At 66.6% G+C, this 26,195-nt stretch carries 27 protein-coding genes; 20 read left to right on the forward strand and 7 right to left on the reverse strand.

Going from position 1 to position 26,195, the window contains the following annotated elements:
• The 8 genes from SNE35_RS31045 to SNE35_RS31080 all read left to right on the forward strand — a co-directional run.
• Positions 1-379, forward strand: a 379-nt coding sequence (locus SNE35_RS31045) for an ATP-binding cassette domain-containing protein (RefSeq protein WP_320426948.1), incomplete at its 5' end; no start/stop codon positions are given.
• Positions 380-653: 274 nt separating this feature from the next.
• A complete protein-coding gene (locus tag SNE35_RS31050; protein ID WP_320426949.1) occupies positions 654-1,934 on the forward strand; it encodes a gallate dioxygenase in 1,281 nt (426 codons plus the stop codon).
• A gap of 28 nt (positions 1,935-1,962) precedes the next feature.
• Entirely contained in the window at positions 1,963-3,063 is a 1,101-nt protein-coding gene (locus SNE35_RS31055) for a porin (protein ID WP_320426950.1), read from the forward strand.
• A gap of 13 nt (positions 3,064-3,076) precedes the next feature.
• Positions 3,077-3,751 (forward strand): substrate-binding domain-containing protein, encoded by a 675-nt coding sequence (locus SNE35_RS31060; RefSeq protein ID WP_320426951.1) that lies wholly within the window; start codon positions 3,077-3,079, stop codon positions 3,749-3,751.
• Between the two features lie 8 nt (positions 3,752-3,759).
• Positions 3,760-4,782: an amidohydrolase family protein gene (locus SNE35_RS31065; protein WP_320427074.1), complete on the forward strand. Its 1,023-nt coding sequence runs from the start codon at positions 3,760-3,762 to the stop codon at positions 4,780-4,782.
• Position 4,783: 1 nt separating this feature from the next.
• Positions 4,784-5,467, forward strand: a complete 684-nt coding sequence (ligK, locus tag SNE35_RS31070) for a 4-carboxy-4-hydroxy-2-oxoadipate aldolase/oxaloacetate decarboxylase (RefSeq protein WP_320426952.1) — start codon at positions 4,784-4,786, stop codon at positions 5,465-5,467.
• 36 nt (positions 5,468-5,503) lie between these two features.
• The gene (locus SNE35_RS31075; protein WP_320426953.1) at positions 5,504-6,406 is read left to right on the forward strand and encodes a LysR family transcriptional regulator; all 903 of its coding nucleotides are present in this window, start codon (positions 5,504-5,506) and stop codon (positions 6,404-6,406) included.
• Positions 6,407-6,428: 22 nt separating this feature from the next.
• Positions 6,429-7,070, forward strand: a complete 642-nt coding sequence (locus SNE35_RS31080; protein WP_320426954.1) for a TetR/AcrR family transcriptional regulator — start codon at positions 6,429-6,431, stop codon at positions 7,068-7,070.
• On the opposite strand, the gene SNE35_RS31085 is transcribed toward SNE35_RS31080, so the two are convergent.
• Positions 7,037-8,119 carry a HAMP domain-containing sensor histidine kinase gene (locus SNE35_RS31085; protein ID WP_320426955.1) on the reverse strand — a complete coding sequence of 361 codons (1,083 nt, stop codon included), beginning with the start codon at positions 8,117-8,119 and terminating at the stop codon, positions 7,037-7,039. The two genes, SNE35_RS31080 and SNE35_RS31085, sit on opposite strands and share 34 nt — an antisense overlap.
• Before the next feature lie 2 nt (positions 8,120-8,121).
• Positions 8,122-8,817: a response regulator gene (locus SNE35_RS31090; protein ID WP_320426956.1), complete on the reverse strand. Its 696-nt coding sequence runs from the start codon at positions 8,815-8,817 to the stop codon at positions 8,122-8,124.
• Between the two features lie 185 nt (positions 8,818-9,002).
• Between SNE35_RS31090 and SNE35_RS31095 the strand changes: the two genes are divergently transcribed.
• From SNE35_RS31095 to SNE35_RS31125, 7 genes are all read left to right on the forward strand, one after another.
• Positions 9,003-10,184: an efflux RND transporter periplasmic adaptor subunit gene (locus SNE35_RS31095; protein ID WP_320426957.1), complete on the forward strand. Its 1,182-nt coding sequence runs from the start codon at positions 9,003-9,005 to the stop codon at positions 10,182-10,184.
• Between the two features lies 1 nt (position 10,185).
• The gene (locus SNE35_RS31100; protein ID WP_320426958.1) at positions 10,186-13,311 is read left to right on the forward strand and encodes an efflux RND transporter permease subunit; all 3,126 of its coding nucleotides are present in this window, start codon (positions 10,186-10,188) and stop codon (positions 13,309-13,311) included.
• Between the two features lies 1 nt (position 13,312).
• Positions 13,313-14,722 (forward strand): efflux transporter outer membrane subunit, encoded by a 1,410-nt coding sequence (locus tag SNE35_RS31105; RefSeq protein ID WP_320426959.1) that lies wholly within the window; start codon positions 13,313-13,315, stop codon positions 14,720-14,722.
• A gap of 45 nt (positions 14,723-14,767) precedes the next feature.
• Positions 14,768-15,700, forward strand: a complete 933-nt coding sequence (locus SNE35_RS31110; RefSeq protein ID WP_320426960.1) for a 2-hydroxyacid dehydrogenase — start codon at positions 14,768-14,770, stop codon at positions 15,698-15,700.
• A 512-nt stretch (positions 15,701-16,212) separates the two neighbouring features.
• Complete coding sequence (locus SNE35_RS31115) at positions 16,213-16,509, forward strand: hypothetical protein (protein ID WP_320426961.1); 297 nt, start codon at positions 16,213-16,215, stop codon at positions 16,507-16,509.
• A gap of 11 nt (positions 16,510-16,520) precedes the next feature.
• Entirely contained in the window at positions 16,521-16,772 is a 252-nt protein-coding gene (locus SNE35_RS31120) for a hypothetical protein (protein ID WP_320426962.1), read from the forward strand.
• 21 nt (positions 16,773-16,793) lie between these two features.
• Positions 16,794-17,252 (forward strand): hypothetical protein, encoded by a 459-nt coding sequence (locus tag SNE35_RS31125; RefSeq protein ID WP_320426963.1) that lies wholly within the window; start codon positions 16,794-16,796, stop codon positions 17,250-17,252.
• 232 nt (positions 17,253-17,484) lie between these two features.
• Here the strand turns inward: SNE35_RS31125 and SNE35_RS31130 are convergent, their stop codons facing one another.
• The 5 genes from SNE35_RS31130 to SNE35_RS31150 all read right to left on the reverse strand — a co-directional run bounded on the left by SNE35_RS31130 (position 17,485) and on the right by SNE35_RS31150 (position 21,946).
• Positions 17,485-19,968, reverse strand: a complete 2,484-nt coding sequence (locus SNE35_RS31130) for a caspase family protein (RefSeq protein ID WP_320426964.1) — start codon at positions 19,966-19,968, stop codon at positions 17,485-17,487.
• Positions 19,969-20,793, reverse strand: coding sequence for a gasdermin (locus SNE35_RS31135; protein WP_320426965.1), 825 nt, complete (start codon positions 20,791-20,793; stop codon positions 19,969-19,971).
• A gap of 55 nt (positions 20,794-20,848) precedes the next feature.
• A complete protein-coding gene (locus SNE35_RS31140) occupies positions 20,849-21,295 on the reverse strand; it encodes an aspartyl protease family protein (protein WP_320426966.1) in 447 nt (148 codons plus the stop codon).
• A 1-nt stretch (position 21,296) separates the two neighbouring features.
• Positions 21,297-21,527, reverse strand: a complete 231-nt coding sequence (locus SNE35_RS31145; protein ID WP_320426967.1) for a hypothetical protein — start codon at positions 21,525-21,527, stop codon at positions 21,297-21,299.
• A 191-nt stretch (positions 21,528-21,718) separates the two neighbouring features.
• Positions 21,719-21,946, reverse strand: a complete 228-nt coding sequence (locus SNE35_RS31150) for a hypothetical protein (RefSeq protein ID WP_320426968.1) — start codon at positions 21,944-21,946, stop codon at positions 21,719-21,721.
• A 1,072-nt stretch (positions 21,947-23,018) separates the two neighbouring features.
• On the opposite strand from SNE35_RS31150, the gene SNE35_RS31155 reads away from it, so the two are divergent.
• From SNE35_RS31155 to SNE35_RS31175, 5 genes are all read left to right on the forward strand, one after another.
• Positions 23,019-23,519 carry a Csu type fimbrial protein gene (locus SNE35_RS31155; RefSeq protein ID WP_320423642.1) on the forward strand — a complete coding sequence of 167 codons (501 nt, stop codon included), beginning with the start codon at positions 23,019-23,021 and terminating at the stop codon, positions 23,517-23,519.
• A 37-nt stretch (positions 23,520-23,556) separates the two neighbouring features.
• Positions 23,557-23,991, forward strand: a complete 435-nt coding sequence (locus SNE35_RS31160; RefSeq protein ID WP_320426969.1) for a response regulator — start codon at positions 23,557-23,559, stop codon at positions 23,989-23,991.
• A gap of 347 nt (positions 23,992-24,338) precedes the next feature.
• Positions 24,339-25,046: an RNA polymerase sigma factor gene (locus SNE35_RS31165; RefSeq protein WP_431312813.1), complete on the forward strand. Its 708-nt coding sequence runs from the start codon at positions 24,339-24,341 to the stop codon at positions 25,044-25,046.
• Positions 25,047-25,146: 100 nt separating this feature from the next.
• On the forward strand, positions 25,147-25,716 hold the full coding sequence (locus SNE35_RS31170) for a ferritin-like domain-containing protein (RefSeq protein ID WP_320426971.1): 570 nt from the start codon (positions 25,147-25,149) through the stop codon (positions 25,714-25,716).
• Positions 25,713-26,126: a c-type cytochrome gene (locus SNE35_RS31175; RefSeq protein WP_431312810.1), complete on the forward strand. Its 414-nt coding sequence runs from the start codon at positions 25,713-25,715 to the stop codon at positions 26,124-26,126. Before SNE35_RS31170 ends, SNE35_RS31175 begins: the two co-directional genes overlap by 4 nt.
• The last annotated feature ends 69 nt before the right edge of the window (positions 26,127-26,195 follow it).

Genomic DNA, 26,195 nt, shown 5'->3' on the forward strand with positions numbered 1-26,195 from the left:
GCCGGCAAGGGTGTACGAGCTCTTCCCGCGGCTGGCGGAGCGCAAGAGGAACCTCGGGACGCAGCTCAGTGGCGGCGAGCAGCAGATGCTGGCCTTCGGCCGGGCGCTGGTGCTCAACCCGAAGCTGCTGCTTCTGGATGAGCCGCTGGAGGGGCTGGCGCCGATCATCGTGGAGGAGCTGCTGCGGGCGATCCGGCGGGTGGCGCGCGAGGAGGGTCTGCCGTCGATCGTCGTCGAGCAGCATCCGCACATGGTGCTGGGGGTGACGGATGACGCGATCGTGCTCGACAGAGGCGGGATCGCGTATCGGGCGGAGAGTGCGGCGTTGCTCGCTGATCCCGCGCCGCTTGATCAGTGGCTCGGCGTGGCCGCGCACTGAGCCCCGTCGCCCCGATAAGAAACCCTGAGGCCTGTTAGCGCCGAACTCACGCCACGCCCGGCCGTCCATCGACACACTGGACGGCATCACAAACGGATGCGCGGTCACTTAAACCTAAATCCGGCAGTTGACCGCTTCACCTGATCTGAAACATCCGATGAACACGACGATCTCTCCGACTTGCCGTCGTCGCGCCTTGCCTGCGACCCGCTTCGCCAGCCCCTCGGGCGCGTTCGACTGCCGGATTTAGGTTCAACAAGCAGAAGTCATCACCGTGGCAACCATCATCGGCGGCATCGCCGCCTCCCACACACCGACCATCGGCTTCGCCTTCGACCGCGACAAGCGCGACGACCCGGTCTGGGCACCGATCTTCAGCGCCTTCGCGCCGGTGCAGCAGTGGCTCGATGCGAAGAAGCCCGACGTGCTCCTGATGATCTACAACGATCACATCACCTCGTTCTTCTTCGACCATTACTCGGCCTTCGCGCTGGGCACCGGCGAGCAATGGGCGCCGGCCGACGAGGGCGGCGGTGCACGCGCGCTGCCGCCGGCGCAGGGCGATCCGGCCTTCGCCGCGCACCTGGGCCGCTCGCTGATGGCGGACGAGTTCGACATGAGCTTTTTCCAGCAGCGCCCGCTGGATCACGGCTGCTTCTCGCCGCTGTCGGTGCTGAGCCGCCACGATGGCAAGACCTGGCCCCAGCGCCTGGTGCCGTTGCAGATCGGCGTGCTGCAGTTCCCGATCCCCACCGCGCGCCGCTGCTTCAAGCTGGGCCAGGCGCTGCGCCGCGCGATCGAGAGCTATCCGCAGGACATCAAGGTGGCGATCGTCGCCACCGGTGGCTTGTCGCACCAGGTGCACGGCGAGCGGGCCGGCTTCAACAACACCGAGTGGGACCAGCGCTTCCTCGACCTGTTCGAGACCGATCCCGAGCAGCTCGCCGCGCTGACGCATGCGCAGTACGCCGAGCTGGGCGGCCTGGAGGGCAGCGAGGTGATCATGTGGCTGGTGATGCGCGGCGCGCTGGCGCGGCGGGTGAACTGCCTGCACCGCAGCTACTACCTGCCGTCGATGGCGGGCATCGCCACCGCGATCTACGAGAACGCCGAGGAGCCGCCGCGCGAGCCGAGCCGCGCCGACGAGCAGCTCGCCGGCATCGAGCACCTGCCCGGCACCTATCCGTTCACGATCGAACGCGGCGTGCAGGGCTACCGCGTCAACGCCTTCCTGCACGAGCTGATCGTGCCCGAACGGCGCGCCGCCTTCCTCGCCGACGAGGAGACCGAGTACGAGCGCGCCGCGCTGAGCGAGGCCGAGCGCGACCTGATCCGTCGCCGCGACTGGCGCGGGTTGATCCGCTACGGCGCGATCTTCTTCGTGCTGGAGAAGCTGGGCGCCGTGGTCGGCGTGTCCAACCTGCACATCTACGCGGCGATGCGCGGCGAGACGCTGGAGGCCTTCCAGGCGACGCGCAACACCAAGGCCCTGTACTCGGTCGCCGGCGAGGGGGCCGGCCCGCTGAACTGGGATGACAAGTCACCCACCCGATAGATCCACCGACAACAACGAGGAGACATTCATGAACAAGATCAAGACCGGCATCGCCATCGCCACGCTGGCCCTGTGCGGCGCGGCCCAGGCGCAGAACGTGACCATCTACGGCCTGCTGGACCAGGCCGTCGAGCACCTGAACAACGTCGGCGCGGGCCACGACTCGCTGACCCGCATGCCGGGCTTGGCCGGCAGCTTCCCGTCGCGGCTGGGCTTCCGCGGCAGCGAGGACCTGGGCGATGGCCTGAAGGCCGTCTTCACCTTGGAGATGGGCATGGGCCTGGACTCGGGCACCTTCAACCAGGGCGGGCGTGCCTGGGGCCGCCAGGCCTTCGTCGGCCTGCAGGGCAACTGGGGTACCCTGTCGCTGGGCCGCCAGTACTCGATGCTGTTCTGGTCGCAGCTGGACGCCGACATCCTCGGCCCCAACACCTTCGGTTCCGGCTCGCTGGACAGCTACCTGCCCAACGACCGCGTGGACAACACGATCGCCTACCGCGGCACCTTCAGCGGCTTCACCGTCGGCGGCACCTACAGCTTCGGCCGCGATGCAGTGAACGCCGGGCCCAGCCCCTCGGGCACCAACTGCGCCGGCGAGAACGCGGCGGATACCTCGGCCTGCCGCCAGTGGTCGGCGATGCTGAAGTACGACGCGCCGACCTGGGGCGCGGTGGCCGTCGTCGACGAGATCCGCGGTGGTGCGGGCGCCTTCGCGGGCCTGACCAGCAGCGCGCTGAAGGACCGCCGCTCGTCGATCGCCGGCTGGGCCAAGTTCGGCCCGGACTTCAAGCTCGGCGCGGGCCTGATCAGCCGCAAGAACGACGGCAGCGCGACGACGCCGAAGAGCGACCTCTGGTACATCGGCGGCACCTACAACTTCACGCCGGCCTGGAGCGCCGACGCCGAGGTCTTCAAGCTCGACTACAAGAACAGCGCGAACCAGGCGACCCTGGTCGCCCTGCGCACCACCTACCAGTTCTCCAAGCGCACGGCGGTCTACGCCACGGCCGGACACATGGCCAACGACGGCACCCTGGCCCTGGGCGTCAGCAATGGCGCGGCCGGCGCGACGCCGGTTGCCGGCCAAGGGCAGACTGGCCTTGCCATGGGCATCCGCCACTCGTTCTGAGGCAAGTCGGACGATGGCGCTGCGTGGCATTGGCTCGAAGGCGACGCAGGGTCTCGTTGCAGCGCTGTCGTCGGCCTTCGCGGGCAGCCTGGCGTTCGAATCGGTCGGTGGCGTCGACGCGGTGCTGCGGCTGGAGAACGGCGAGGTCTTCGATCTGGTCGTGCTCGCCGAGGAGGCGATCGCAAAGCAGCTCAGGGCAGGCCGGCTCGTGGGCGAACCCCGTGTGATCGGGGTTTCAGAGGTCGCGATCGCGGTGCCGGCCGGTGCGGCGCGAGTCGACATCGGCTCGGCAGCGTCGTTGCGCCAGGCCTTGCTTGGCGCCGCTCGCATCGGCTTCTCGACCGGTCCCAGCGGCGTGGCGCTGGTCCGCCTGATCGAGCGCTGGGGCCTGGCCGAGTCGCTGCAGGGGCGCCTTGTCCAGTCGCGGCCGGGCGTGCCGGTGGCCGCGATGCTGGCTGCCGGTCAGGCCGATCTCGGCTTCCAGCAACTGAGCGAGCTGCGCGGCCAGCCCGGCATCGAGCTGCTCGGCGTCATGCCGCCGGGCGAGGAGATCGTGACGCGCTTCGTCGGCGCGGTCGGTGCCGGGTCGACGCAGCGCGCCGCTGCCCACGAGGCACTGGAATTCATGGCCGCGCCCGCGCAAGACGCGATCCGGCAGGCCCAGGGAATGGCAATAGCAGGAACATGAAGACAACGATGATCATCGACGTCCACGGCCACTACACGACAGCCCCGGCAGCGCTGGGCGCCTGGCGCGACAAGCAGATCGCCGCGCTCCCGGGCCGAGGCCCCTCGGCCAGCGAGCTGCGCATCAGCGACGACGAACTGCGCGAGTCGATCGAGCTGAACCAACTGGCCAAGATGCGCGAGCGCGGCAGCGACCTCACCATCTTCAGCCCCCGCGCCAGCTTCATGGCCCACCACATCGGCGACTTCGAGACCTCCGCCACCTGGGCCGCCATCTGCAACGAGCTGTGCTTCCGCGTCAGCCAGCTCTTCCCGGACCACTTCGTGCCCGCCGCCATGCTCCCCCAGAGCCCCGGCGTCGACCCGGCCACGTGCATCCCGGAACTCTTGAGGTGCGTCGAGCAGTACGGCAACGTCGGCCTCAACCTGAACCCCGACCCCTCCGGCGGCCACTGGACCAGCCCGCCGCTGACCGACCGCCACTGGTACCCGATCTACGAGAAGATGGTCGAGCTGGACGTGCCGGCCATGATCCACGTCTCCACCAGCTGCAACGCCTGCTTCCACACCACTGGCGCCCACTACCTGAACGCCGACACCACCGCCTTCATGCAGTGCCTGCAGGGCGATCTCTTCAAGGACTTCCCCACGCTGAAGTTCCTGATCCCCCACGGTGGCGGCGCTGTGCCCTACCACTGGGGCCGCTTCCGGGGCCTGGCCCAGGAGATGAAGAAGCCCCTGCTGCAAGACCATCTGCTGAACAACCTCTTCTTCGACACCTGCGTCTACCACCAGCCCGGCATCGACCTGCTGACGAAGGTCATCCCGGTCAAGAACGTGCTCTTCGCCTCCGAGATGATCGGCGCCGTGCGCGGCACCGATCCCGAGACCGGCCACGCCTACGACGACACCCGGCGCTACATCCAGGCCACGCCCCACCTCAGCGACGAGGAGCGCATGCAGGTCTTCGAAGGCAATGCGCGCCGCGTGTTCAGCCGCCTGGACGCACAACTGAAAGCCAAAGGACTCTGAGATGTACGAACTGGGCATCTGCTATCGCAACATCCAACGCGCCGACCGTGCGGCCACTGATGAGCTTGCCGCACTGGGCACCGCCACCGTGCACGAAGCCATGGGAAGGGTCGGCCTGCTGCAGCCGTACATGCGACCGATCTACGCCGGCGCCCAGGTCTCCGGCACGGCCGTGACCGTGCTGCTGCAGCCCGGCGACAACTGGATGCTGCACGTCGCCGCCGAGCAGATCCGGCCCGGCGACATCGTCGTCGCGGCAGTGACGGCCGAATGCACCGACGGCTACTTCGGCGACCTGCTCGCCACCAGCTTCCAGGCAAGAGGAGCGAGGGCGCTGATCATCGACGCCGGCGTGCGCGACGTGAAGACGCTCACCGAGATGGGCTTCCCGGTGTGGAGCAAGGCCATCAGCGCCAAGGGCACGGTCAAGGCCACGCTGGGTTCGGTCAACGTGCCGATCGTCTGCGCCGGCATGCTGGTGACGCCGGGCGACGCGGTCGTGGCGGACGACGACGGCATCGTCGTCGTGCCGGCCGCGCGAGTGGCCGAAGTGGCCGCGGCCGCAGCGAAGCGCGAAGCCTTCGAGGGCGAGAAGCGCGCGAAGCTGGCCTCGGGTGTGCTGGGCCTGGACATGTATGCGATGCGCGAGCCGCTGGCGAAAGCCGGGCTCCGTTATGTCGACTGACGGGTCTCGCCTCGACGCTGGGTAACATCGCCCGGCATGAAACTCACCAACCTGCGCGCACTTGCCGCCGCCATCGAGGAAGGCAGCATGCGCGCGGCGGCCCGGCGCATCGGCGTCTCGCAGCCCGCATTGACGAAGATGATCCGCGAGCTGGAGCGGGAGCTGGCCACCTCGCTGCTGCTGCGCTCGACCACCGGCGTGCTGGCCACCGCGCAGGGCATGGTGCTGTACGAGCGTGCCCGCGCCGCGGACCGTGAGCTGGCCCATGCGGTCGACCAGATCCAGCAGCTCGACGGGCGCATGACCGGCACACTGAAGATCGGCGCGGTGCCGCTGGCGGTGATGCTTCTGGTGCCGGAGGCGCTGCGCACCTTCGGGCAGGAGTTTCCCGACATCCAGCTCAGCATCTTCGAGGAGCTCTACATCGCCCAGCTCACGCGCCTGCGCAAGGGCGAGGTGGACATCGCGCTGGGGCCGCTGCCGGAGCATCTACCGCCGGGCGAGTTCATCGTCGAGAAGTTGATGCCGATCGACATGGTCATCGTCGTGCGCAAGGGCCATCCGCTGGCGCGTGCGAAGCGCCTGGCCGAGCTGGGCGACTCGCCCTGGGTCTACACGGGCGCCTCGTCCGACGCGGGCTATGCGAAGAAGCTGTTCGAGAGCCACGGCCTGAAGCCACCGCCTGCCGGGGCGCTGGTCAATTCGACCCTGGGCCTGCTGTCCGTCATTGCCAGCGGCAATATCGTCGGCCTGCTGCCGCGGCAGATCGCGATGCATGCCTTCGCGATGCAGCATCTGCAGGTGGTCACGGTGGAGGAGGGGCCGCTGAAGCTCACGCTGAGCGCGCTGGCGCGGGCGGAGATGGGCCTGAAGCCCAGCGTCCGGCATTTCCTCGCGCATCTGCATCGCGCGGCGCATGCGTTCACGGCACGCCTCTGAAGCCCGCCCGCGTGGAGACACCATGACCCGAAAAGGCCCGCCGGACGAACCCGTGGCGCGCAGGAAGCCGCAGCAGGCGCGCTCGCAGATGAAGGTCGAGCTGCTGCTGGAGGCGGCAATGCGCCTGCTGGAGGAGGGCGACATCGCTTCGCTGACGACCAATGCCGTCGCCGCCAAGGCGGGCGTCAGCATCGGCACGCTTTACCAGTACTTCGACAGCAAGCAGGCGCTGCTGGACGCGATGGTGCGCAAGGAAATGGGCGCGCTGGCCACGCAGGTGCTGGACACGATGGAAGGCGACGCGGTGATCCAGCCGGGCGAGCGCATCCGGCGGATCATGCGCGCCGTGGTTGGCAGCTACGGCGGGCGCACGCGCGTCCACCGGCTGCTGATGCAGCACGCGCTGACGCACATGCCGGGTGACCGCCTGTCGCCGCTCTACAGCCGGCTGATCGCTCTATTCACCGCTGAGGGTCTCGCCTCACCGGGGCAGCCTGCGCGCAAGCTGACGCCGGCCCAGGCCTTCGTCATCACCCACGGCATCGGCGGCGTGATGCGCGCGCTGACGGCCAGCGACGAATTGCCGCCTCTTGAAGAGATCGAGGATGCGGTGGTGCTGATGGCGCTGAGCTACGGCGCGGCGCTGCCACCGGCCGAGGCCTGAACCGGCACCCGCATCCGGACCTCGAGGCCGCCGTCCGCCCGCAGGTGCGCCTGCACGGAGCCGCCGTGCATGTGCAGGGCCCGCTGCGTGATGGCCAGGCCCAGGCCGACGCCGCGCACGTGCTCGCTGCCCTCGACCCGCACGAAGGGCTCGAAGATCTTCTGCAACTGGTGCGGCGGCACGCCCGGCCCGCGGTCCAGCACGCGCACCAGCAGGGTCTTGCCCTCGTCGACGGTCTCGGCCAGCACCGAGACGGTCGTTCCCGGCGCCGTGTACTTGACCGCGTTGCGCACGACATTCTCGAAGGCGCGGTACATCAGCTCGCCGTTGACCTCGGTGACGAAGCTGCCCGCGGCCTTGCACTCGACGGCGGAGCCGGCATGGCGCGCTTCGAAGTCCGCGTCCTCCACGATCGCCAGCAGCAGCTCGATCAGGTCGACCCGCGAGCGCTCGGCCGCGTCAGACGGGCCGGCCTCCAGCCGGTGCAGGGTCAGCAGCTCGCCGATCAGCGCGTCGAGCCGGCCGACCTCGCGCTCGATGCGGTCCAGCGCGTCCGCCGCCGTGCCCTGCGATTGCCGGAACAGGCCGATGGCCGCCTGCATGCGGCCCAGCGGCGAGCGCAGCTCGTGCGACATGTCGTGCAGCAGCACCTGGCGGGATTCGGTCAGCTGCTGCAGTTGCGCGGCCATGCGATCGAACTCCATCGCGAGGTCGGTAATCTCGTCGCTGCGGCCGCCCATCAGCGGGCTGACCCGCGTGTCGAGCCGGCCGGCCGAGGCCTGGCGTAGCGCCCAGCTCAGGTGATGCAGCGGGCGCGACAAGTACCAGGCGACCAGCAGGCCGGTGACGAAGAAGGCGGCGGAAGCCACGATCAGCGGGACCACGGGGAAGAGGCCCAGGATCATCAGCGGGCCCTTGCCGTCGTCGTGATGCGTCGGGCCGAAGATGCGGAAGTAGACCGAGGTGGCGGCGAAGGAAACGAGCATGCTGATGGTCAGCGCCAGCAGCAGCTTCCAGAACAGGCGCCGGACGGGGCGGGGCGCTTCCACCTTCAGTCCTTCAGCAGCTGGTAGCCCAGGCCGCGCACGCTCTGTATCCACGACTGTCCGTCGGGTCGCAGGCCCAGCTTCTGGCGGATGCTGCTGATGTGCACGTCGATGCGGCGGTCGAAGGGCGCGAGCGGCCGGCCGAAGGCCTCCTGCGAAATGTCCTGCTTGCTGGTGAGCGTGCCGGCATGGCGGGCCAGCACCTCCATCAGCCGGTACTCGGTGCCGGTCAGCTCCAGCGGCGCGCCGAACCAGGTGGCCGTCTGGTTGCCTGGCGCCAGTCGCAGCTCGCCGGCCTGGATCACGCTGGGCGGGCTGGCCGGCTCCTGCGCGTGGCGGGCCTCGGTGCGGCGCAGGATCGCGCGGATGCGCGCCACCAGCTCGCCCGGCGTGCAGGGCTTGGGCACATAGTCGTCCGCGCCCATGTTGAGGCCGACGATGCGGTCGATGTTGTCGCCCCGCGCGGTCAGCATCAGCACCGGCACCTGGCTCTGCGTGCGGATGCGCTGCAGCGTCTCGATGCCCGACATGCGCGGCAGCATGATGTCCAGCACCACGATGGCGTAGCCGCCCGACACGGCTTCGATCGCGCCCTGTTCGCCGTCGTGCCGCTGGTGCACGTCGAAGCCTTCGCTGGCGAGGTAGCGGGCCAGCATGGCGGTGAGTTCGAGGTCGTCGTCGACGAGAAGGACTTTGGTCATGGCGGGGGGGCTTTGATCGCCGCGAGTGTCCCGTGATTCGCGCGGTTTACGGTGTGGCAACGGCGCTTTTTACCCACTTTAACCCTGCTGAACCGCGCTGAACGGGGGGCTTTTCTACGATCTGGACACACGCTGGAACCGCCGGTTTCGGCTCCATGGTCATACGAGAAGGCATCGCTTTCGCAATGGTTCAAGAAGAAAAAATCCGGGTCACGGCCTGGCCGATCCGCACCGCGCTGGCTGGCGCTCTCATCGCTGCTTTGTGCGCCTGCTCGAAGGCACCGGCTCCCGTGGCCCGCGGTCCGGTCGAGGTGGGCGTCGTCACGCTCGCCACGCAGCGCGTGGAGCTGCCCACCGATCTGCCCGGCCGCACGACGGCCTCCGAAGTGTCGGACGTGCGCCCGCAGGTCACCGGCATCCTCAAGGCGCGCAAGTTCGAGGAAGGCTCGCTGGTCAAGGCCGGCCAGCTGCTCTACGAAATCGACCCGGCCAGCTACCAGGCCACCGCCGACCAGGCGAAGGCCGCGCTCGCCAATGCCCAGGCCACGCTGGCCTCCGCCGAGCTGAAGGACAAGCGCTACGCCGAGTTGGCCACCGTGCAGGGCGTGGCCAAGCAGGATGCGGATGACGCGCACGCCGCCTATCTGCAGGCGCTGGCCTCGGTGGCGCAGCAGAAGGCGGCCTATGAGACGGCCCGCATCAACCTCGACTACACGCGGGTGCGGGCGCCGATCTCGGGCCGCATCGGCATCTCCGGCGTGACCTCGGGCGCACTCGTCACCAGTGGTCAGACCACGGCGCTGGCCACGATCCGCGCGCTCGATCCGATCTACGTGGACCTGACCCAGTCCAGCGCGCAGTTGCTGCAGCTGCGCCGCTCGCTGGCCCAGGGCGACCTGCATGCCGGCAGCGCCAGCGTGAGCCTGAAGCTGGAGGACGGCACGGCCTATCCGCTGAAGGGCCAACTGAAGTTCGCCGAGGTGGCGGTGGACGAATCCACCGGCAGCGTCACCCTGCGCGCGCAGTTCCCCAACCCCAAGGGCGTGCTGCTGCCCGGCATGTACGTGAGGGCCCAGCTGGACCAGGCGGTGGACCCCGCCGCCATCCTGGCGCCGCAGCAGGGCATCTCGCGCGACGCCAAGGGCAATGCCACGGCCTCGGTGGTGAACGCGGAGAACAAGGTCGAGCAGCGCGCGCCGACGGCGACCCGCGCGATCGGCGACCAGTGGTTGATCACCGCCGGCCTGAAGTCGGGCGACCGGCTGATCGTGCAAGGTCTCAGCAAGATCCGCCCGGGTGACACGGTGAAGGTCGTCGACGTGGCGGCCTCGACACCCGCGGCGGCCGTTGCCGAGGCGGGGCGCTGAGATGCTGGCCGGTTACTTCGTCAAGCGACCCATCTTCGCGTGGGTCATCGCCATCGTCATCATGCTGGCCGGCGCGATGTCCATCGCCAACCTGCCGGTGGCGCAATACCCCGATGTGGCCCCACCCACGGTCAACATCCAGGCCACCTACACCGGCGCTTCCGCCGAGACGGTGGAGAACAGCGTTACGCAGATCATCGAGCAGCAGCTGACCGGCCTGGACGGGCTGCTGTACTTCTCGTCCACCAGCTCGTCCTCCGGCAGCGCGAGCATCAGCGTCACCTTCAAGCAGGGCACGAACGCCGACACCGCGCAAGTGCAGGTGCAGAACAAGGTGCAGCAGGCGCTCACCCGCATGCCGACCTCGGTGCAGAACCTGGGCGTGACGGTGACCAAGTCGCAGAGCGACTTCCTGATGATCGCCGCCGTCTACGACGAGACCGACCAGGCCACCGCGGTGGACGTGGCCGACTACCTCGCCAGCAACCTGCAGGACCCGATCTCGCGGGTGGACGGCGTGGGCGGCGTCAACGTCTTCGGCGCGCAGTACGCAATGCGCATCTGGCTCGACCCGCACAAGCTCGCCGCCTACAAGCTGATGCCTTCGGACGTGCAGGCCGCCATCCAGGCACAGAACACGCAGGTCTCGGCCGGCAAGATCGGCGCCTTGCCGACGGTCGGCACGCAGCAATTGAACGCCACCGTCACCGCGCAGTCCAAGCTGCAGACGCCCGAGCAGTTCCGCGCCATTATCGTCAAGAACGACAGCAGCGGCGCCGTCGTGCGCCTGTCCGACGTGGCCCGCGTGGAGCTGGGCGCGGAGAGCTACAACAACGTGGCGCGGCTGAACGGTCATCCGGCCTCCGGCATCGCGGTGCAATTGGCCCCGGGCGCCAACGCGCTGACCACGGCCAACCGCGTGCGCGCGCTGATCAGCTCGCTGGAATCGGGCATGCCCCATGGCTACAAGATGGCCTACGCGAAGGACTCCACCCGCTTCGTCAAGATCGCCATCGAGGAGGTGGTGAAGACGCTGATCGAGGCCGTCGTGCTGGTGGTGCTGGTGATGTACGTCTTCCTGCAGAACTGGCGCGCCACCCTGATCCCGGCCATCGCGGTGCCGGTCGTGTTGCTGGGCACCTTCGGCGTGTTGGAGGTCTTCGGCTATTCGATCAACACGCTGACGATGTTCGGCATGGTGCTGGCCATCGGCCTGCTGGTGGACGACGCGATCGTCGTCGTGGAGAACGTCGAGCGCCTGATGCGCGAGGAGAAACTGCCGCCGCGCGAGGCCACGATCCGCTCGATGGGCGAGATCACCGGCGCGCTGGTCGGCATTGCCACGGTGCTGATCGCAGTGTTCCTGCCGATGGCCTTCTTCAGCGGCTCCACCGGCGTGATCTACCGGCAGTTCTCGATCACGATCTGCGCGTCGATGCTGCTGTCGGTGCTGGTGGCGTTGACCCTGACGCCGGCGCTTTGCGCTACCTTGCTGAAGCCGCATGACGAGGAGGGCGGGCAGCGCGGCCTGGCCGGCTGGTTCAACCGCGGCTTCGACCGTTTGACGAACCGCTACGAAGGCCGGGTCGCCGGCATCCTGAAGAAGCCGCTGCGCTGGGTGATCGTCTACGGCGGCATCGTCGCGCTGATGGCCGGGCTGATGCTGCGCCTGCCCACCGGCTTCCTGCCCACCGAGGACACCGGCGACGTGATGGTGCAGTACACCTTGCCCGTGGGCGCCTCCGTGGCCCGCACGATGGAGGTGGCCAAGGCCGTGGAGCAGCACTTCCTCGTCGACGAGAAGGCCAACACCAGCGCGATCTTCACGATCTCAGGCTTCAACTTCAGCGGCAGCGGCCAGAACGCCGGCATGGCCTTCGTGAACCTGAAGGACTGGAGCGAGCGCTCCGGCGCCGCCAACCGCTCCGACACGATCTCGGCTCGCGCCACCGGCGCGCTGCAGAAGGTGCGCGACGCGCAGGTCTTCGCGCTGACGCCGCCGTCCATCTCGGGCCTGGGCCAGTCCAATGGCTTCGAGTTCCAACTGCAGGGCGCGGCCGGCACCGACCGCGCGACGCTCAAGAGCATGCGTGACACGCTGCTGGCCGAGGCCGGTAAGGACGCCAAGCTCAGCGCCGCGCGCTCCGGCACCCTGGAAGACCAGCCGCAGCTCAACGTCAAGGTCGACGAAGCCAAGGCCCTGTCGCTGGGCCTGTCGCTGACCGACATCAACGACACGCTCAGCACCGCCTGGGCCGGCCTCTACGTCAACGACTTCATCGACCGTGCCCGCGTCAAGAAGGTCTACCTGCAGGGTGACGCCGCCTATCGCGCCAAGCCCGAGGACCTGGACGAATGGCAGGTGCGCGGCACCAGCAGCGCGGGCACGAGCGTGATGACGCCGTTCTCCACCTTCGCCACCACCGCGTGGACCTACGGGCCCGAGACGCTCTCGCGCTACAACGGCCTGGCGTCCTACTCGATCCAGGGCGCGGCCGGCAGCGGCATCAGCTCGGGCACGGCGATGGACGAGATGGAGCAGCTCGCCAGCAAGCTTCCCGCAGGCAGCAACTACGCCTGGAGCGGCCAGTCCTACCAGGAGCGCCAGGCCAGCGGCCAGACGGGCAAGCTGTACGCGATCTCGATCGTCGTCGTCTTCCTCTGCCTGGCAGCGCTGTACGAGAGCTGGTCGATCCCGATCTCGGTGCTGCTGGTGATCCCGCTGGGCGTGGTCGGCGCGGTGCTGGCCGCCACCGTGCGGGGTCTGGAGAACGACGTGTACTTCCAGGTGGCGCTGCTGACAACGATCGGCCTGTCGGCCAAGAACGCGATCCTGATCGTCGAGTTCGCCGACGCGGCCTACGCCTCCGGCATGAAGCTGACGGCCGCCGCCATCGAAGGCGCGCGGTTGCGGCTGCGCCCGATCCTGATGACCTCGCTGGCCTTCATCGCGGGTGTGCTGCCGCTGGCCGTGTCCACCGGCGCCGGCGCCAACAGCCGTGTGTCCATCGGCTCCGGCATCGTCGGCGGCACCTTGACCGCTACGGCGCTCGCGATCTTCCTCGTGCCGATGTTCTTCGTCGGCGTGCGCCGGATGTTCGGCGAGCACAAGAAGGAATCTCACTGACATGACCCGCAACCTCTTCTCGATCGCCGCCTTGCTCATGCTGAGCGCCTGCGCCGGGCTCACGCCCGAGTACAAACGCCCTGAGGCGCCCGTGGCTGCAAGCTGGCCCACCGGGCCGGCCTATGCACCCGCGGCAGCCGCGAGCAGCACCGCGGCCGATCTGCCCTGGCAGTCCTTCATCCTCGACGAGCGGCTGCGCCAAGTCGTCACGCAGGCGCTGGCCGGCAGCCGGTCCTTGCGCAAGACGATCAGCGACATCGAATCGGCCCGTGCCCAGTACGGCGAGCAGCGCGCGGCGCTGGTGCCCACCGTGCAGGCCAACGTGTCGGGCAGCGCGTCCCGCGCGCTCAACGGCGGCAGCGGTAATGCGGCGTCCACCACGCACAGCTACAGCGCCGCTGCTGGCGTGAGCTCGTACGAGCTGGACCTGTTCGGCCGCGTCCGCAGCCTGACCGGCGCCGCGCTGGAAACCTATCTCGCGTCGGAAGAGGCCAGCCGCAGCACGCGCATCAGCCTGATCGCGAGCACCGCCACCGCCTGGTTCACCCTGGCGGCCGATCAGAGCCTGCTGGAACTGTCGCGGCGGACCCTGGCCGCGGCGGAGCAGACGATGGCGCTGACGCGCAAGCGCCTGGACGTCGGCGTGGCCTCGCGCGTGGACGTGACGGATGCCGAGACCATCTACCAGCAGGCCCGCGCCGACGTCGCCAGTGCCACCACCGCTGTGGCGCAGGACCGCAACGCGCTGGAACTGTTGGTGGGCGGCCCCGTGGCCGATGCGCTGCTGCCAGGGGCGGCTCAGCCCGCGAGCGAGTGGCTCGCCGATGTGCCGGCCGGGCTGTCGTCCGAGGTGCTGCTGCGCCGGCCCGACGTGCTGCAAGCCGAGCACCAGCTGAAGGCGGCCAACGCCAACATCGGCGCGGCCCGCGCGGCCTTCTTCCCGCAGCTCACGCTGACTGGCAGCGCCGGCCTCGCGAGCACCGCGCTGTCCTCGCTGTTCAGCGGCGGCGCCAGCGTCTGGAGCGCCGCGCCCGCGCTGGGTCTCACGCTGTTCGACGGCGGCGCCCATCGCTCTGCCCTGCAGTATTCGCAGGCCCAGCGCGACGGGTACGTGGCCGCCTACGAACTCGCCGTGCAAACCGCCTTCCGCGAGACCGCCGACGCGCTCGCCCGGCAGGGCACGATGGCGGAGCAACTCGCCGCCCAGCAGGCGCTGGTCGCGGCCGCCCAGGCCAGCTACCAGCTCGCCAGCGACCGCTACTCGAAAGGCGTCGATACCTTCCTGAACGCACTGGTGGCCCAGCGCACGCTCTACAGCGCCCAGCAGACGCTGGCGACGACGCAGCTCACGGCGCTGACCAACCGGGTGACGCTTTACAAGGCGCTCGGTGGCGGTGCGGTCGGCTCTTAGGAGATGAAGGCAGGAGGGAGCCGGAACACGGGTAAGAATGCACGCATGAAGCCCGTACTCTTGCTGATGATCCCCCTTCGAGATCAACTCCTCGCTCAACTCCGTGAGCGCTTCGATGTGCGTCATGCGCCCACGCAGGTCGAACGAGAAGCGATCGTCCGGTCGCACGGGGAAGAGATCGAGATTGTCCTGACCAACGGAACGATTGGTATCTCTGCCGACCAGATCGACGCGATGCCCCGTCTCACCTTTGCATGCGCCTACGGGGCCGGCTACGAGAACATCGCCGTCGAGCACGCGCGCTCCCGCGGGATCGCGCTGGCCAATGGCGCAGGTTCCAATGAGGACTGCGTGGCCGATCACGCGCTGGCGCTGCTGCTCTCCGCCGTGCGCGCTATCCCCACGCTCGACAGCGCATGCCGGCAGGGCGTGTGGCGAGATGACCTGCCGCTCTTTCCGCAACTGGCGCACAAGCGCGTGGGGATCCTCGGGCTGGGAAGCATTGGCCGCAAGATCGCCCGCCGCTGTGAGGCCTTCGACATGAGCGTGGGCTATCACAACCGCTCGAAGCGCTCGGACTTGCCGTACGCGTATTTCGGCGATGCCGAAGCGCTCGCGAACTGGAGCGACTTCCTGATCGTGGCGGCTCCCGGCGGAGCGGCGACCAGGCACATCGTCAATTCCGTAGTGCTGGCTGCCCTCGGCAGCGATGGGTTTCTCGTCAACATCTCGCGGGGCAGCCTGGTCGATACGGCGGCGCTGGCGGAGGCGCTCTCCGCAGGCGGCCTGCGCGGGGCTGGGCTCGATGTCTACGAGGGCGAACCGGATCCGCCTGCCGCCTTGATTGGCCTGCGGAACGTGGTGCTCACGCCCCACGTCGCCGGGTCATCACCCGAGGCGCTTCAGGCCGCCTTGGCGTGTTTTATGGACAACGCCGCGCGGCACTTGGCAGGGGAGCCGCTGCGCACGCCCATCTGAGACGTGCTGAACGCTCACTCGATGTTTTGCACCTGAATGTCGACATCGACGCCAAGTGATTGATTGATCAAAGCAATTCTTCTGCCCTAGTCCAGAAACCCCACAAGAAACCCCACAGCGAATCGGCGCTAGGGATCTCATGCGGCGCGCAGTGGACCAACTTTAGCGCGACCGCGAATGTCTTGCGTGGCCATTTGGACTTCTGCTCGCGACCCTGCGCCGGCAAGCACGACCTAGAATTGTTTACCTCAAAGTGCCCGGTCGAATCCGTGTTGAACGCCCGAAGGAGGGGGCGCAGTGGGCGCCGCCTCTGCACAGAAGTTTGGAGATGACCCGGCTCCAACTCAACTGTCCATTGGGCTGAATTGGATTGGCAGTGTTTCCTGAAGAATAGCTAGATGATGACGCTACACACGCTGCTGCGGAACTACGAGGCCCTGAGGACGGCGCCGCCGAAGGACACAGCCGATCTTCAGGCTCGGCTGAAGCGGCTCAAAGTCTAGGATGGAGGCATGAACCCGCTGACGCGCTACCGTCTAATGGAGACGGGCATTCAAACGCTAAAAACAGTGCTTGTTGAGGAGGCGGCGAAGCGCCCTGGGCGCACTGTTGAGCAGTGGACGACGGCCGAAGTGAACGCCATGTGGGCTGCAGCGCGTGATTTCGCTGAGCAGCATGGTCTTCGCGTGCCGCTGCTGGCGGACGTCGTGCGTGTTGAGCGCCAGGCGTGTGGCCATTGTGACTATGGCTCGAAGTGGGCGTTGTACGTCACAGGACTAATGATGGCCGCCAAACCAGTTGCGGTCTAGAAGATCTCGGCATGCAAATCCTGACCCTGGATCGCGCCAAAGCGATCTACCGCGCTGCGGTGGATGAGAAGGCTTCGGACGCCGAAGGCGAGGCTTGGTGGACGGCCGTGCATGCCGAACTGAGCCTGGTATTGACCGCACGCTCGGCCGGCGAGGCGGCCCATGTTATTTCCTGGTGGCACCACGATTGGTCTAGGGTAGGCGACACCGCCAAGGCCGCAGCACAACGAATTCGCGCAGCAGCTCAGGCTGAGGCGCACTGAAGGAAAGAGTACCTGCCCATGATGCTGGCCGAGCTGGAATTACCGAAGACCGCAATCCCTGAAAGTGTCAGATTGAATGCGCGGTCGCCGCACATCTACACGTCGAGGACGCAAGCTCCACACGGCGCTATCTGGATTTCGTGCTGTTACGCCACGCCGCATGTGGACAAGAGCACGCTTTGGAACCACAAGCTGTTCCTGACGGTCAGCGTCGTATCGAAACACATGGCTGGCGATGCACTTGCTCCTCACCCACAGGAGGCTGTCCCTGTAGGCCGGCTGTTCGTCGTTGACCCACTCGTCGCCCACTGGCTCTTCGATGAATCGGCTTGGGAGCGCAAAGCGACTCGTTCCTGGATCGGTCTGCAATGGGAGGTCGATCGCGACCAGGCAGCGCAAAAGGCTAACGAGCTCGTCAGTCAATTCAATGGCCGCTGGCTTCAGCTCGATGATGAGCGCTACAAGAACTGGCGCCATTGAGCAAGGAAAGAGAATCGTGAGCGGAAGTGGCCCAGACCAGGCGGTTCGTGGATGCCCTTTTGAGGTCGAGACCATCGGTTCGGGAGCCGGCCAGGTGCCCAATTGTTCGCATTGCCGTGGAGGGGTCGCTCGCGGGCATCAGGGCTTGACCGACGTCGGCTGACGACCCTATGCGGGCATCCATGAACGTCTGGTTTCTGGATCCACGGCCACTGGCTTCTTCACGAGGCCATCACGGCCATCGATCATTGCCACTGCGCCAAGACATGCTGGTGACCCACTCGGTACTGAACAGCGATCCAGCAGGTACGTGCGCCAGCCACCGTCTTGCCAAGCCTGTCCGCCCTGGATCGATGCTGAGCCGGTCGGCGGCCGCCAATAAGGCTTCCAAGCCGGCTCTGAAAACCGGCAGACCTTTGCCCAGGCATGTTTCGAGCGAACGGATGGCCGCTTCCTTGTCGCGCCGATGCTCATGGCTGAGGGCCATAAGAAGATGGGTGTCGGGCAGCGTCCCGAAAAAACGCACCAGATTGCCTGCGGGCACGGCTAAATCGTCGAGCCGGCCCTTCGCAAGCAGGAGGTAGGCGCCCAGACAGCCGGCGATGGGGTCCCGCCACTTGTCCCAGAGCAGTAGGTTGATGTCAGGTTCGAGCGGCTCCAGACGTCCCGCCTGGACCAGCCGCTGCATCAATTCCGCACGCCGTAGAGTGGCGAAGGCCGTGGCATCGGGACGGCGTGAATGCAAGTCCTCAAAGTCCAGTAGCGGTACTTGGTAGTGATGGAGCTCCAGGCTGCGATCGGATTCGCGCGTGACGATGACCAAGGCGAGCCAGCCGGGCATGATGGCTACAGGCATGGTCATGGTTTGTCCACTGGACAACTCCAGGCGCAAAGCATGCGGGCCCGGCTGACGCGGGGCCGTGGCCAAGCCGATGCCCTTGAAGGCTGGCATCAGGGCCAAGGGTATCCCCCAAGCCGAATCGTGCGGCGCTTCGCCGGCCGGCACACACAGCATCGAGGCCCCTTCCCCGAGCGGCTCCGGATCCGCCAGCTCGTCGCCCAGCACTAGATAGACGCCGGAGTTCGCATCGAAGCGTGGCAGGCCCAGTTGACGCAGCTTGTGGCCCCAGCGCTGGTCGGGATCGGTCGCCGCCCCGGCGGCCAGCGCCAGTAGGCTCGAGAGCTTCATGAAGCTGGCCGAACCGATGGCTTCGGAGGGATGCAGTACGCCATCCTCGGTAGTCGGGATGCCGGCCAGGGCCAGGGCATGGGCCGTGCCGGGGGCGGGCTGCGCCGCGGCCGGAAGCAGCGATAGAAAGGCATGGCTGCCCGGCACGACCTCCAACATCTGCTCGCTGCGAACGCCGTCCGGAGCCAGCAGGCTGGCACGGTAAAAGCCGGCAGGCAGGGCGTGCATTTCAAGCTGTCCAGCCCCATGGCCGACCCGATCACCCGCAGCGCTCGTGACCTCGAGCCACGTCATCGGATCAGGCGCCCTCAGCGTCAACGAGCCACTGTGCACGCCGGACCCGGTGAAGGCGAACGATTCAGGGATGGGACCACGCGTGGCGGTGTAGAACACATGCGGGCCAGAGCCTTCGCCGATCATGGCCGGCGGCTGTGCAGGGCCACCGCCCTGCGGCAGCATCTGCAGATTGACGGTGGTTGCTTCGTAGAACTCCAGCGTCTTAATCCGCTGCGAGAAGCGATAGCCCGGGGCGGTGGGCAGCAGGCCGTAGGTGCGTGGCATCAGCGGGATCTCCGCGGTCGACCCCGTCATTGGCGAAACGGTCTGCACTGGGGCTGACAGATTGCTGATTGCGAGGCTGGCCAGCGGGCGCGCCGCCTCCGGCAGCAGGCAGATCGACAAGGTCTCCGGCTGGACCGCGGTCTCGTCCAGCCGCCGGAAGACCGGGTTCAGGCTGCCCCGCTCGCCAAAGACCTGTGGGACCTGGATGATCGACGGCTCGGTGCCACGGCCTACGCTCAGTTTCATCGCGGCGACCCGGGCCTCCACATAGGCGAAAAGGCTCAGCCAGCGCACCGCGTATTCGCCGCTGTCCTCGATCCAGGATTTCGCGGTACCGCGCCCGCCTAGACCGTCCAGCAGGGCCCGGGTGAAGGCGCCGTGCTCGTCATTGGGATTGTGGATCTCGGTTGCCTTGACACCGGGCTGGGTGGCGTACATGACGAACTGCGGGCAGGGCGGCGTCCTGGCGAAGCGCGGCTTGGGATAGACGCCCAGCACGGCGTCGGTATCGAAGGATAGGTTGCGGCATGCATCAATGAAGAAGTACTGCTCCTTGAATCCGGTGCTTGCCAGTAGCGAAACGAGCGAGGCCACCGTGATGCTCCGGTCCGGTTCGATCGTGCGGAAATCGCTCGGCAGGATGGCGGACTGCAGTTGATGGCTGACGGCACTGCTCAGGCCATGACCGGCGAAGTAGAAGTAGAAACGATCACCCTCGCCGCCACTACGGCCGAGCAGTTCCTCCATTGTGTCGACGAGGTTGCTTCGCTCGGCTCGCCGGACTCTCACCGGCGCCTTGACCGCTTCCGTTGTGGATAGGTGGAGGTACAGCTGGTGACGATCGACGCCACCATGGTCAAGTAACCACGTTGACATTTGAACGGCATCATTGACCGCCCCCTTCAATCGATGCTCGGGCGTGCGGTACTCATTGACGCCGATGACGACGGCCCAGTTGTCTGCCATTCAGCCAAGCCTGGCGAACGCCCCATTGCTGACGAAGGCCTTGACGCCTTCGGGCAATGTGGACGGTTTTTCGAGATCGCGTACGGCGCGTGCGGCCACGTCGGCAGCGGGCTCGAAGGCCGTATAGCGCCCTTCGTCGTAGAACAGGCGAACGGCTTGGAAGCCGAAGACCAGCGGCACCTCGCCCTCATAGCTCAGGACATGGCTCGCGCTTACGGCTGCCGACACCTTGACCTTGCCGCCGACGATGCCCTGGATCGTCGGGACATCCAAGCTCAGCTCGGCATTGCTATCGCTCTTGGCCGCGACGGAAATCCGCCTGCTCTTGAGTATCGAGGTCACGACAAAGACGTCGGACGCTTCCAACATTTGGCCGATGGTCTTGGCGCCAGGATCGACATCCGAGGCGCCCAGGTACTTGTCCAGGTCGGAGATTCTGACCGAGTCGCGCAGCACGTCCACGAACTCGAAGGAAACGCTGCGTGCCGACTTGTAGGCCGCGTCCAGAGCCAGCTTGGAGCCGCCCATCGCGCCGATGATGTTGCCCAGAATGTTTAGGCCGATGCCCAGACTCAGCTCGCTGGTGCGCTGGCCGGAGATGTCGGCAACCGGCTCGTCGGCAACGATCGCCGGGGCGAGCTTTTCGCCGACCAGTACGCCATCTAGCGTGCCGAGCGCTTCGAGCGCCTTGTTCTCGCCCGCCAGCATCAGTAGCGGCGTGAAGTCACGTCGCGGCAGGCGGATGACGCTGTAGCCGATGTCCTTCAGAAACGCTATGGCCGGATCCTTGCAAAACATGACGGGCTCCGCTGAGGAATGGGCCACCAGTATCGCTAGGTGCACCAGCCGTGAAATCCTCAAATTCGTGGAACGCTGCCGCCTACCAGTGCAGCTGAAACGCTCCGCTGGGGCCGTCGTATGACATGGTGCAGTGGTCCAGCACGTCGCGCCCCAGGAGCCCACCTTTAGGCCTAATGAAATTCAGCGCCATCTCGGAGGCCAGGAGGTTGCCGACGCGCATGCCGCTGGCGATAAGACGTTTGTCGGGGATTTCCAGGCTGATGTCGTACTGCTGGACCGAAACCACGCCACCTGCCGTCTGGGTCATTGATGTCGATCGTGGCGACAGCGAGAAATGAGACACCAGCCACGGCTCGATGACGGTGGTGGATGCACCCGTGTCCACCAGAAAGCTCACCAAGAGAGGGCCTGGCACGGCTTGACCAACGCTTCTCAGCGCCGAGACCAAAGCGCTGCTAAGGCCGATTCGCAGATCGACTGCGGGACCGTCCGCAGGCAAAATGGGCAACGACCCGGTCGATCCCACGTCAGAGCAGCGGGGAGACCCGGTCGATGTGAACCTCGCGCGTCACCTGCTTGACCAGGAACTGCATGCCATAGCGCCTGTAGCCTTCGTCCAGGGCTTTCTCCAACGTCGTGAAGAAGTCCTGCGAGCGCCCGTGGATCAGAACGTACTCGCCCGCATGCTCACGAGCCCAAAACTCGCGATTAGCAAGGAAAGTGCGCGTTTCGAGCTCCAGATTAAGTCTAGTCACCATGAACTGATTTCGATCAAGGTAGCAGAGCGTCACGGCCGCCCACCACGCTGAGCTTGACTGGGGTTTCGAGCTTATATCACAAGGAGTTTTCGGCATGCGGGATAAGACGCCGCAGACAGGCTCATCTCCACCTACTTGATGGGTGTCCTCTGCGTCAGCCCCTCATTACTCCAGCCCGATCGCCAAGCCCATCACATCACTACAAACGACGCGGCCATCGTCAACGTGCTCAACGCATAGACGGCCAGCGTGGTGGCGAGTACGCGCACGTGCCGGAGCCGCTGTTCCGAGCGAAGCGGGTGGAGATCTTGTGTGGGCTTCTGACGCGCAAACCGCTGTTCGCGACGCCCACGTTCGAAGCGCACTTCGAGGAGGCGGACAAACCTCGCCGCGGGGATCATGTCGCTCGTGTGACGCATGACAGGTCAGCGTGTGCCACCACCGACGCGTTCAATGTGTCAGCCGAGAGCCGCGCATCAGCCTTCCCGAAAGCCGCCTCGGTGTTGTTGACCCATTGCGCGCGCCGGTGCAGGCGGGTCTCCCCTCGTAGTGCAAGGCTTGAGCGTTGGGCCAATGCAGCCATTCAAATTTGATCACATTGCAACGCAGGCGCTAGCGTTGCAGGTGCCTGCGTTCTCATTCATCTCGTGTGGAGCAGCCTCACCGGCCGTCTAACTCCTGCATTCCAGGGGACGCCTAACGACGGCGCTGAAATGCAGCGCTGAGCGGCCGCTTTCGGTTCCCAAATTCGGCTGCACGGAGGACCGCTCCCGGCCGACAAGAGACGACCCGTTGCGGTCCTAGAACTGTTCGGATCGGACGCCCCAAAGCCGCCGTTCAACGTTCAAGCTGAGCCGCGATCAGCGGCTGGGCATGGAATGCTCACAATGAATGGCGGGCCTAAAGTGACCAGCCGTTGCGAATCGGCTTCAGCGCAGGGTTTGTCTACCCGCCACGAGCAGCCAGTCCATAGAGATGGCAAAGAGGTCTTGCCTGCGCCGACAGCAGATCGTCGCTGGCCGCGCTTTGCAGCTCGATCGATGCCGCGTTAGCGCCGACATGATCGGCTGCGGGCTTGTCCACGGTAGCTGTGGACAACGTTGGGGACGACCTGAAGATTCCCGACATAGACCCTTGATCCGTCGGCGTTCGCCTTTGCCTGCTCTCAAATGAAGCACCGAACGGGGTTTCTCGTTTGAGGCGATGAGGAGCTGGAACCTGCGAATGGACGGGTGCTCACTCCCCTCCAGGCCAGGATGCACAAAGAAGCAGCAACGCCGTTGCCGTAGCCGTTATGTGGACTGCACCACTCCGATTTGTGACGCGCTTCACGGACCTGCTGCCATGTAGGTAACTTGCCTACGGCAATTGCCCTCAACCCCGGCACGCCACTGCCGGATTCGCCTTCTGCCGGCGAAACCCCCTCTCCGGAAAACTAGCGTCATCGCAACGGGCACTCGCCCAGCAACGTGAGACCAAGGGGAGATGACGATGACGAACTTCAAGCGCACTCTGCTGATCGCCGCACTGCTGACGCCGGGCCTGTCGATGGCCGTGACGGCGAGCAACACCTTCCAGGTGACGGCCACCGTGATCAGTTCCTGCACCGTCTCGGGCACGACCCTGAACTTCGGCAACACGATCGATTCGCTGGCCACGCCGACCCCGGTGGATGCCACCTCGACGCTGACGGTCACCTGCTCCAACACCACGCCCTACACCGTCGCGCTGAACGCCGGCACGAACGCCGGTGGCGCTTCCAACTTCAGCACCCGCAAGATGAAGAGCGGCAGCAACACGCTGAGCTACCAGCTCTACACCGACACCGGCCGCTCGACCGTCTGGGGCGACGGCACCGCCAGCAGCAGCACCTCCGCCGGCACGGGTACCGGCAGCGCGCAGACGCTGAGCATCTATGGCCGCCTGCCGTCGATCGCCAACGCCGTGCCGGGTGCCTACACCGACACCGTGACCGTCACGGTCACCTATTGATCGCCGGCCCCACCGAGACTGCCCAGGAAAGCCGACCATGCCAGCAACGATCAAGCGCGAGGACTTCCGCTTCATGGTGGTGGACGACTTCGCGACGATGCGACGGATCATCTCCGGCCTCGTCCGCGAACTGGGCTTCCATCACATCGTCGAAGCCGAGAACGGCCAGGCGGCGCTGCGCGGCCTGGAGCGGTCGGCGCAGTCCGGCGAGCCCGTGCACTTCGTGCTCAGCGACATCAACATGCCGGTTATGAACGGCTTCGAGCTGCTGGAAGCGCTGCAGGGCAAGCCCGAGACGGACACGCTGCGCAAGCTGCCCGTGCTGCTCGTGACGGCCGAGGCCCGCAAGGAAGACATCATCCGCGCCGCCCGCCTCGGCGCCGCCGGCTACGTCGTGAAGCCGTTCAGCAAGGACACGATCGGCGACAAGATCCACCTGGCGTTGAAGCACCGGCACCTGTTCGTGGATTGATCGCGCAGCCCTGCTCTCGCTGCAGTGCGCGCGCCTGCACCGGAGCGCGAGCGTTGGCGCAGGCCTCTGGCAAGGTGGCGGCGTGCGTAGTCCGATTGATTCGCGGGCGGCGCGGTCCGGGCCTTGAATCAGAACCCGAACGAGCCTGCTCGAAGGCCGCCGGTGGCGAGTGTCTGGAGATGGCCGTCAAGGGTCGCCCCATCTACGACATTGCCCGCTGCCGATCGGGCGCCCGAAACCCGCCAGTCGCGATGACGCCGGATCGAGCAGCGTTCAGCGTCAGTTGGTGACACCCTGGGATGCCTGATCGCACGCATCGGGAACGCATCGGGCCATTTCCGCGTCCAATGCATGGAGGCCCCATGCAAATCCACCGAAACCAGCTCCCGTCCCTAGGAGCAAGCACGACCGATACCGAACTGGTGCAGCGCGCCACGGGCGGCGAGGCGGCGGCGTTTGAAGCCATCATGCGGCGCCACAATCGCCTGCTGTTCCGGACGGCGCGCAGCATCGTCAGAAGCGACCCGGAAGCCGCGGACATCCTGCAGGAAGCCTATCTGCGTGCCTGGCGTGGCATCGCGTCCTTCCGTGCTGAAGCCAAGCTCAGTACCTGGCTGGTCCGCATCGTGGTGAACGAAGCCCTGGGGCGCCTGCGCAGCCGCGACGCAAATGTCAATCCCCTGGACGTCGCGGTGGAGTCGACCGACGCGGAGACGCAAGCCATGTGGCACGAAGACCCTGACAACGGCCCCGACCGCATGGTCATGCGCGCCCAGATGCGCCGACTGATCGAGGCGCATATCGACGTCCTTCCGGATGCGTTCCGAAGCGTCTTCTTGCTGCGCGCTGTCGAGGAACTGAGCGTCGAGGAAGTGTCCGAGGTGCTGGGCATCCCGGAAGCCACGGTCCGCACGCGCTTCTTCCGGGCCCGCAGCCTGATGCGTGAAGGCCTGTCGCGGGACATCGACATGGCCACCTGCGATGCCTTCTCCTTTGATGGCGAACGCTGCGATCGCATCGTCGCGGCGGTGCTGACACGCCTGCCTGCGTCGTAGAGACATTTCGGATCGAACCGGGGAACGTCACCAGCAAGGACCGCATCCAATGGACAGGGCCTGAACTTCTCGGAGCCGGTACGAAAAATTGGAGATCGCCATGTCCTTCCTGCAGACGCCGAACCTCGCCTCCGCGCGACGCCTCATTCTGGGAAATTCAAGCCTCGTGCTGTCCGGCGCCGCGGTGGCCCTGCTGGCCGGCAGGGATGCGCTGGCTGCGCAGTCCGGCAGCGGCGCGCCTCAGGATGTGCAGATCCTGAATACGGCACTGGGCGCCGAACTGGAAGCCATCGCGGCCTATCAACTGGGCGCCGAGAGCAAGCTGCTGCAGAAGCCCGTCCTGGACCTTGCCGTGACTTTCCAGGGGCATCACAAGGAACATGCGGACGTGCTGGCCCGGACCATCGAAAAGCTCGGCGGCAAGCCGGTCGCGGCCAAGGCAAGCTACAACTTCCCGCTCGACCAGCTCAAGTCGCAGGCCGATGTGCTGCGCTTCGCCGCCAAGCTCGAGCTGGGTGCTGTCAGCGCCTACCTGGGCGCGGTGCCCCTGTTCGGCAACCGCGACCTGGCGAAGGCGGCCGCCAGCATCCTGGGCGATGAAGCGATGCATTGGGCCGTGCTGCGCCAAGCGCTCGGGGAGGCCCCCGTGCCCGCTGCCTTCGTGTCATGAGGATGCTGCGGACTTGCCTGGCCGCGGGCCTCGTCGCTGGCGTCGCCGCGGCGGCCCAGTGCGCTCCCGATCTGGCGCATGGAGCACAGGTCTACGTCCGCTGCATGGCTTGCCACGCTACGGCCTACGACCGCGTGGGACCACGGCACTGCGGCCTGATCGGGCGACGCGCAGGCAGCGTGCCGGGCTTTGCCTATTCGGCGGCCATGAAGAAGTCGCAGATCGTCTGGGACGAGAAGACGCTGGATGTCTTCCTCGCCCATCCGCTCAAGATCGTTCCCGGCACGACGATGACCTATGACGGGGTTCCGGACCAGAAGGACCGGGCGGACCTCGTCGGGTATCTGAAGCGGCTCGACGACACCGCCGAATGCCGCAACCTGCGACTCACTGCACCCGCTTCGCGCTGAGCCTTTGCTTGCCGGTCTACCCGGTGCATGCGCTAAGTCGAGTCCCCGATGGTCGTCGTGCTGCCATGT

This window comes from Roseateles agri (genome assembly GCF_034043675.1).
Taxonomy (GTDB): Bacteria; Pseudomonadota; Gammaproteobacteria; order Burkholderiales; family Burkholderiaceae_C; genus KK5.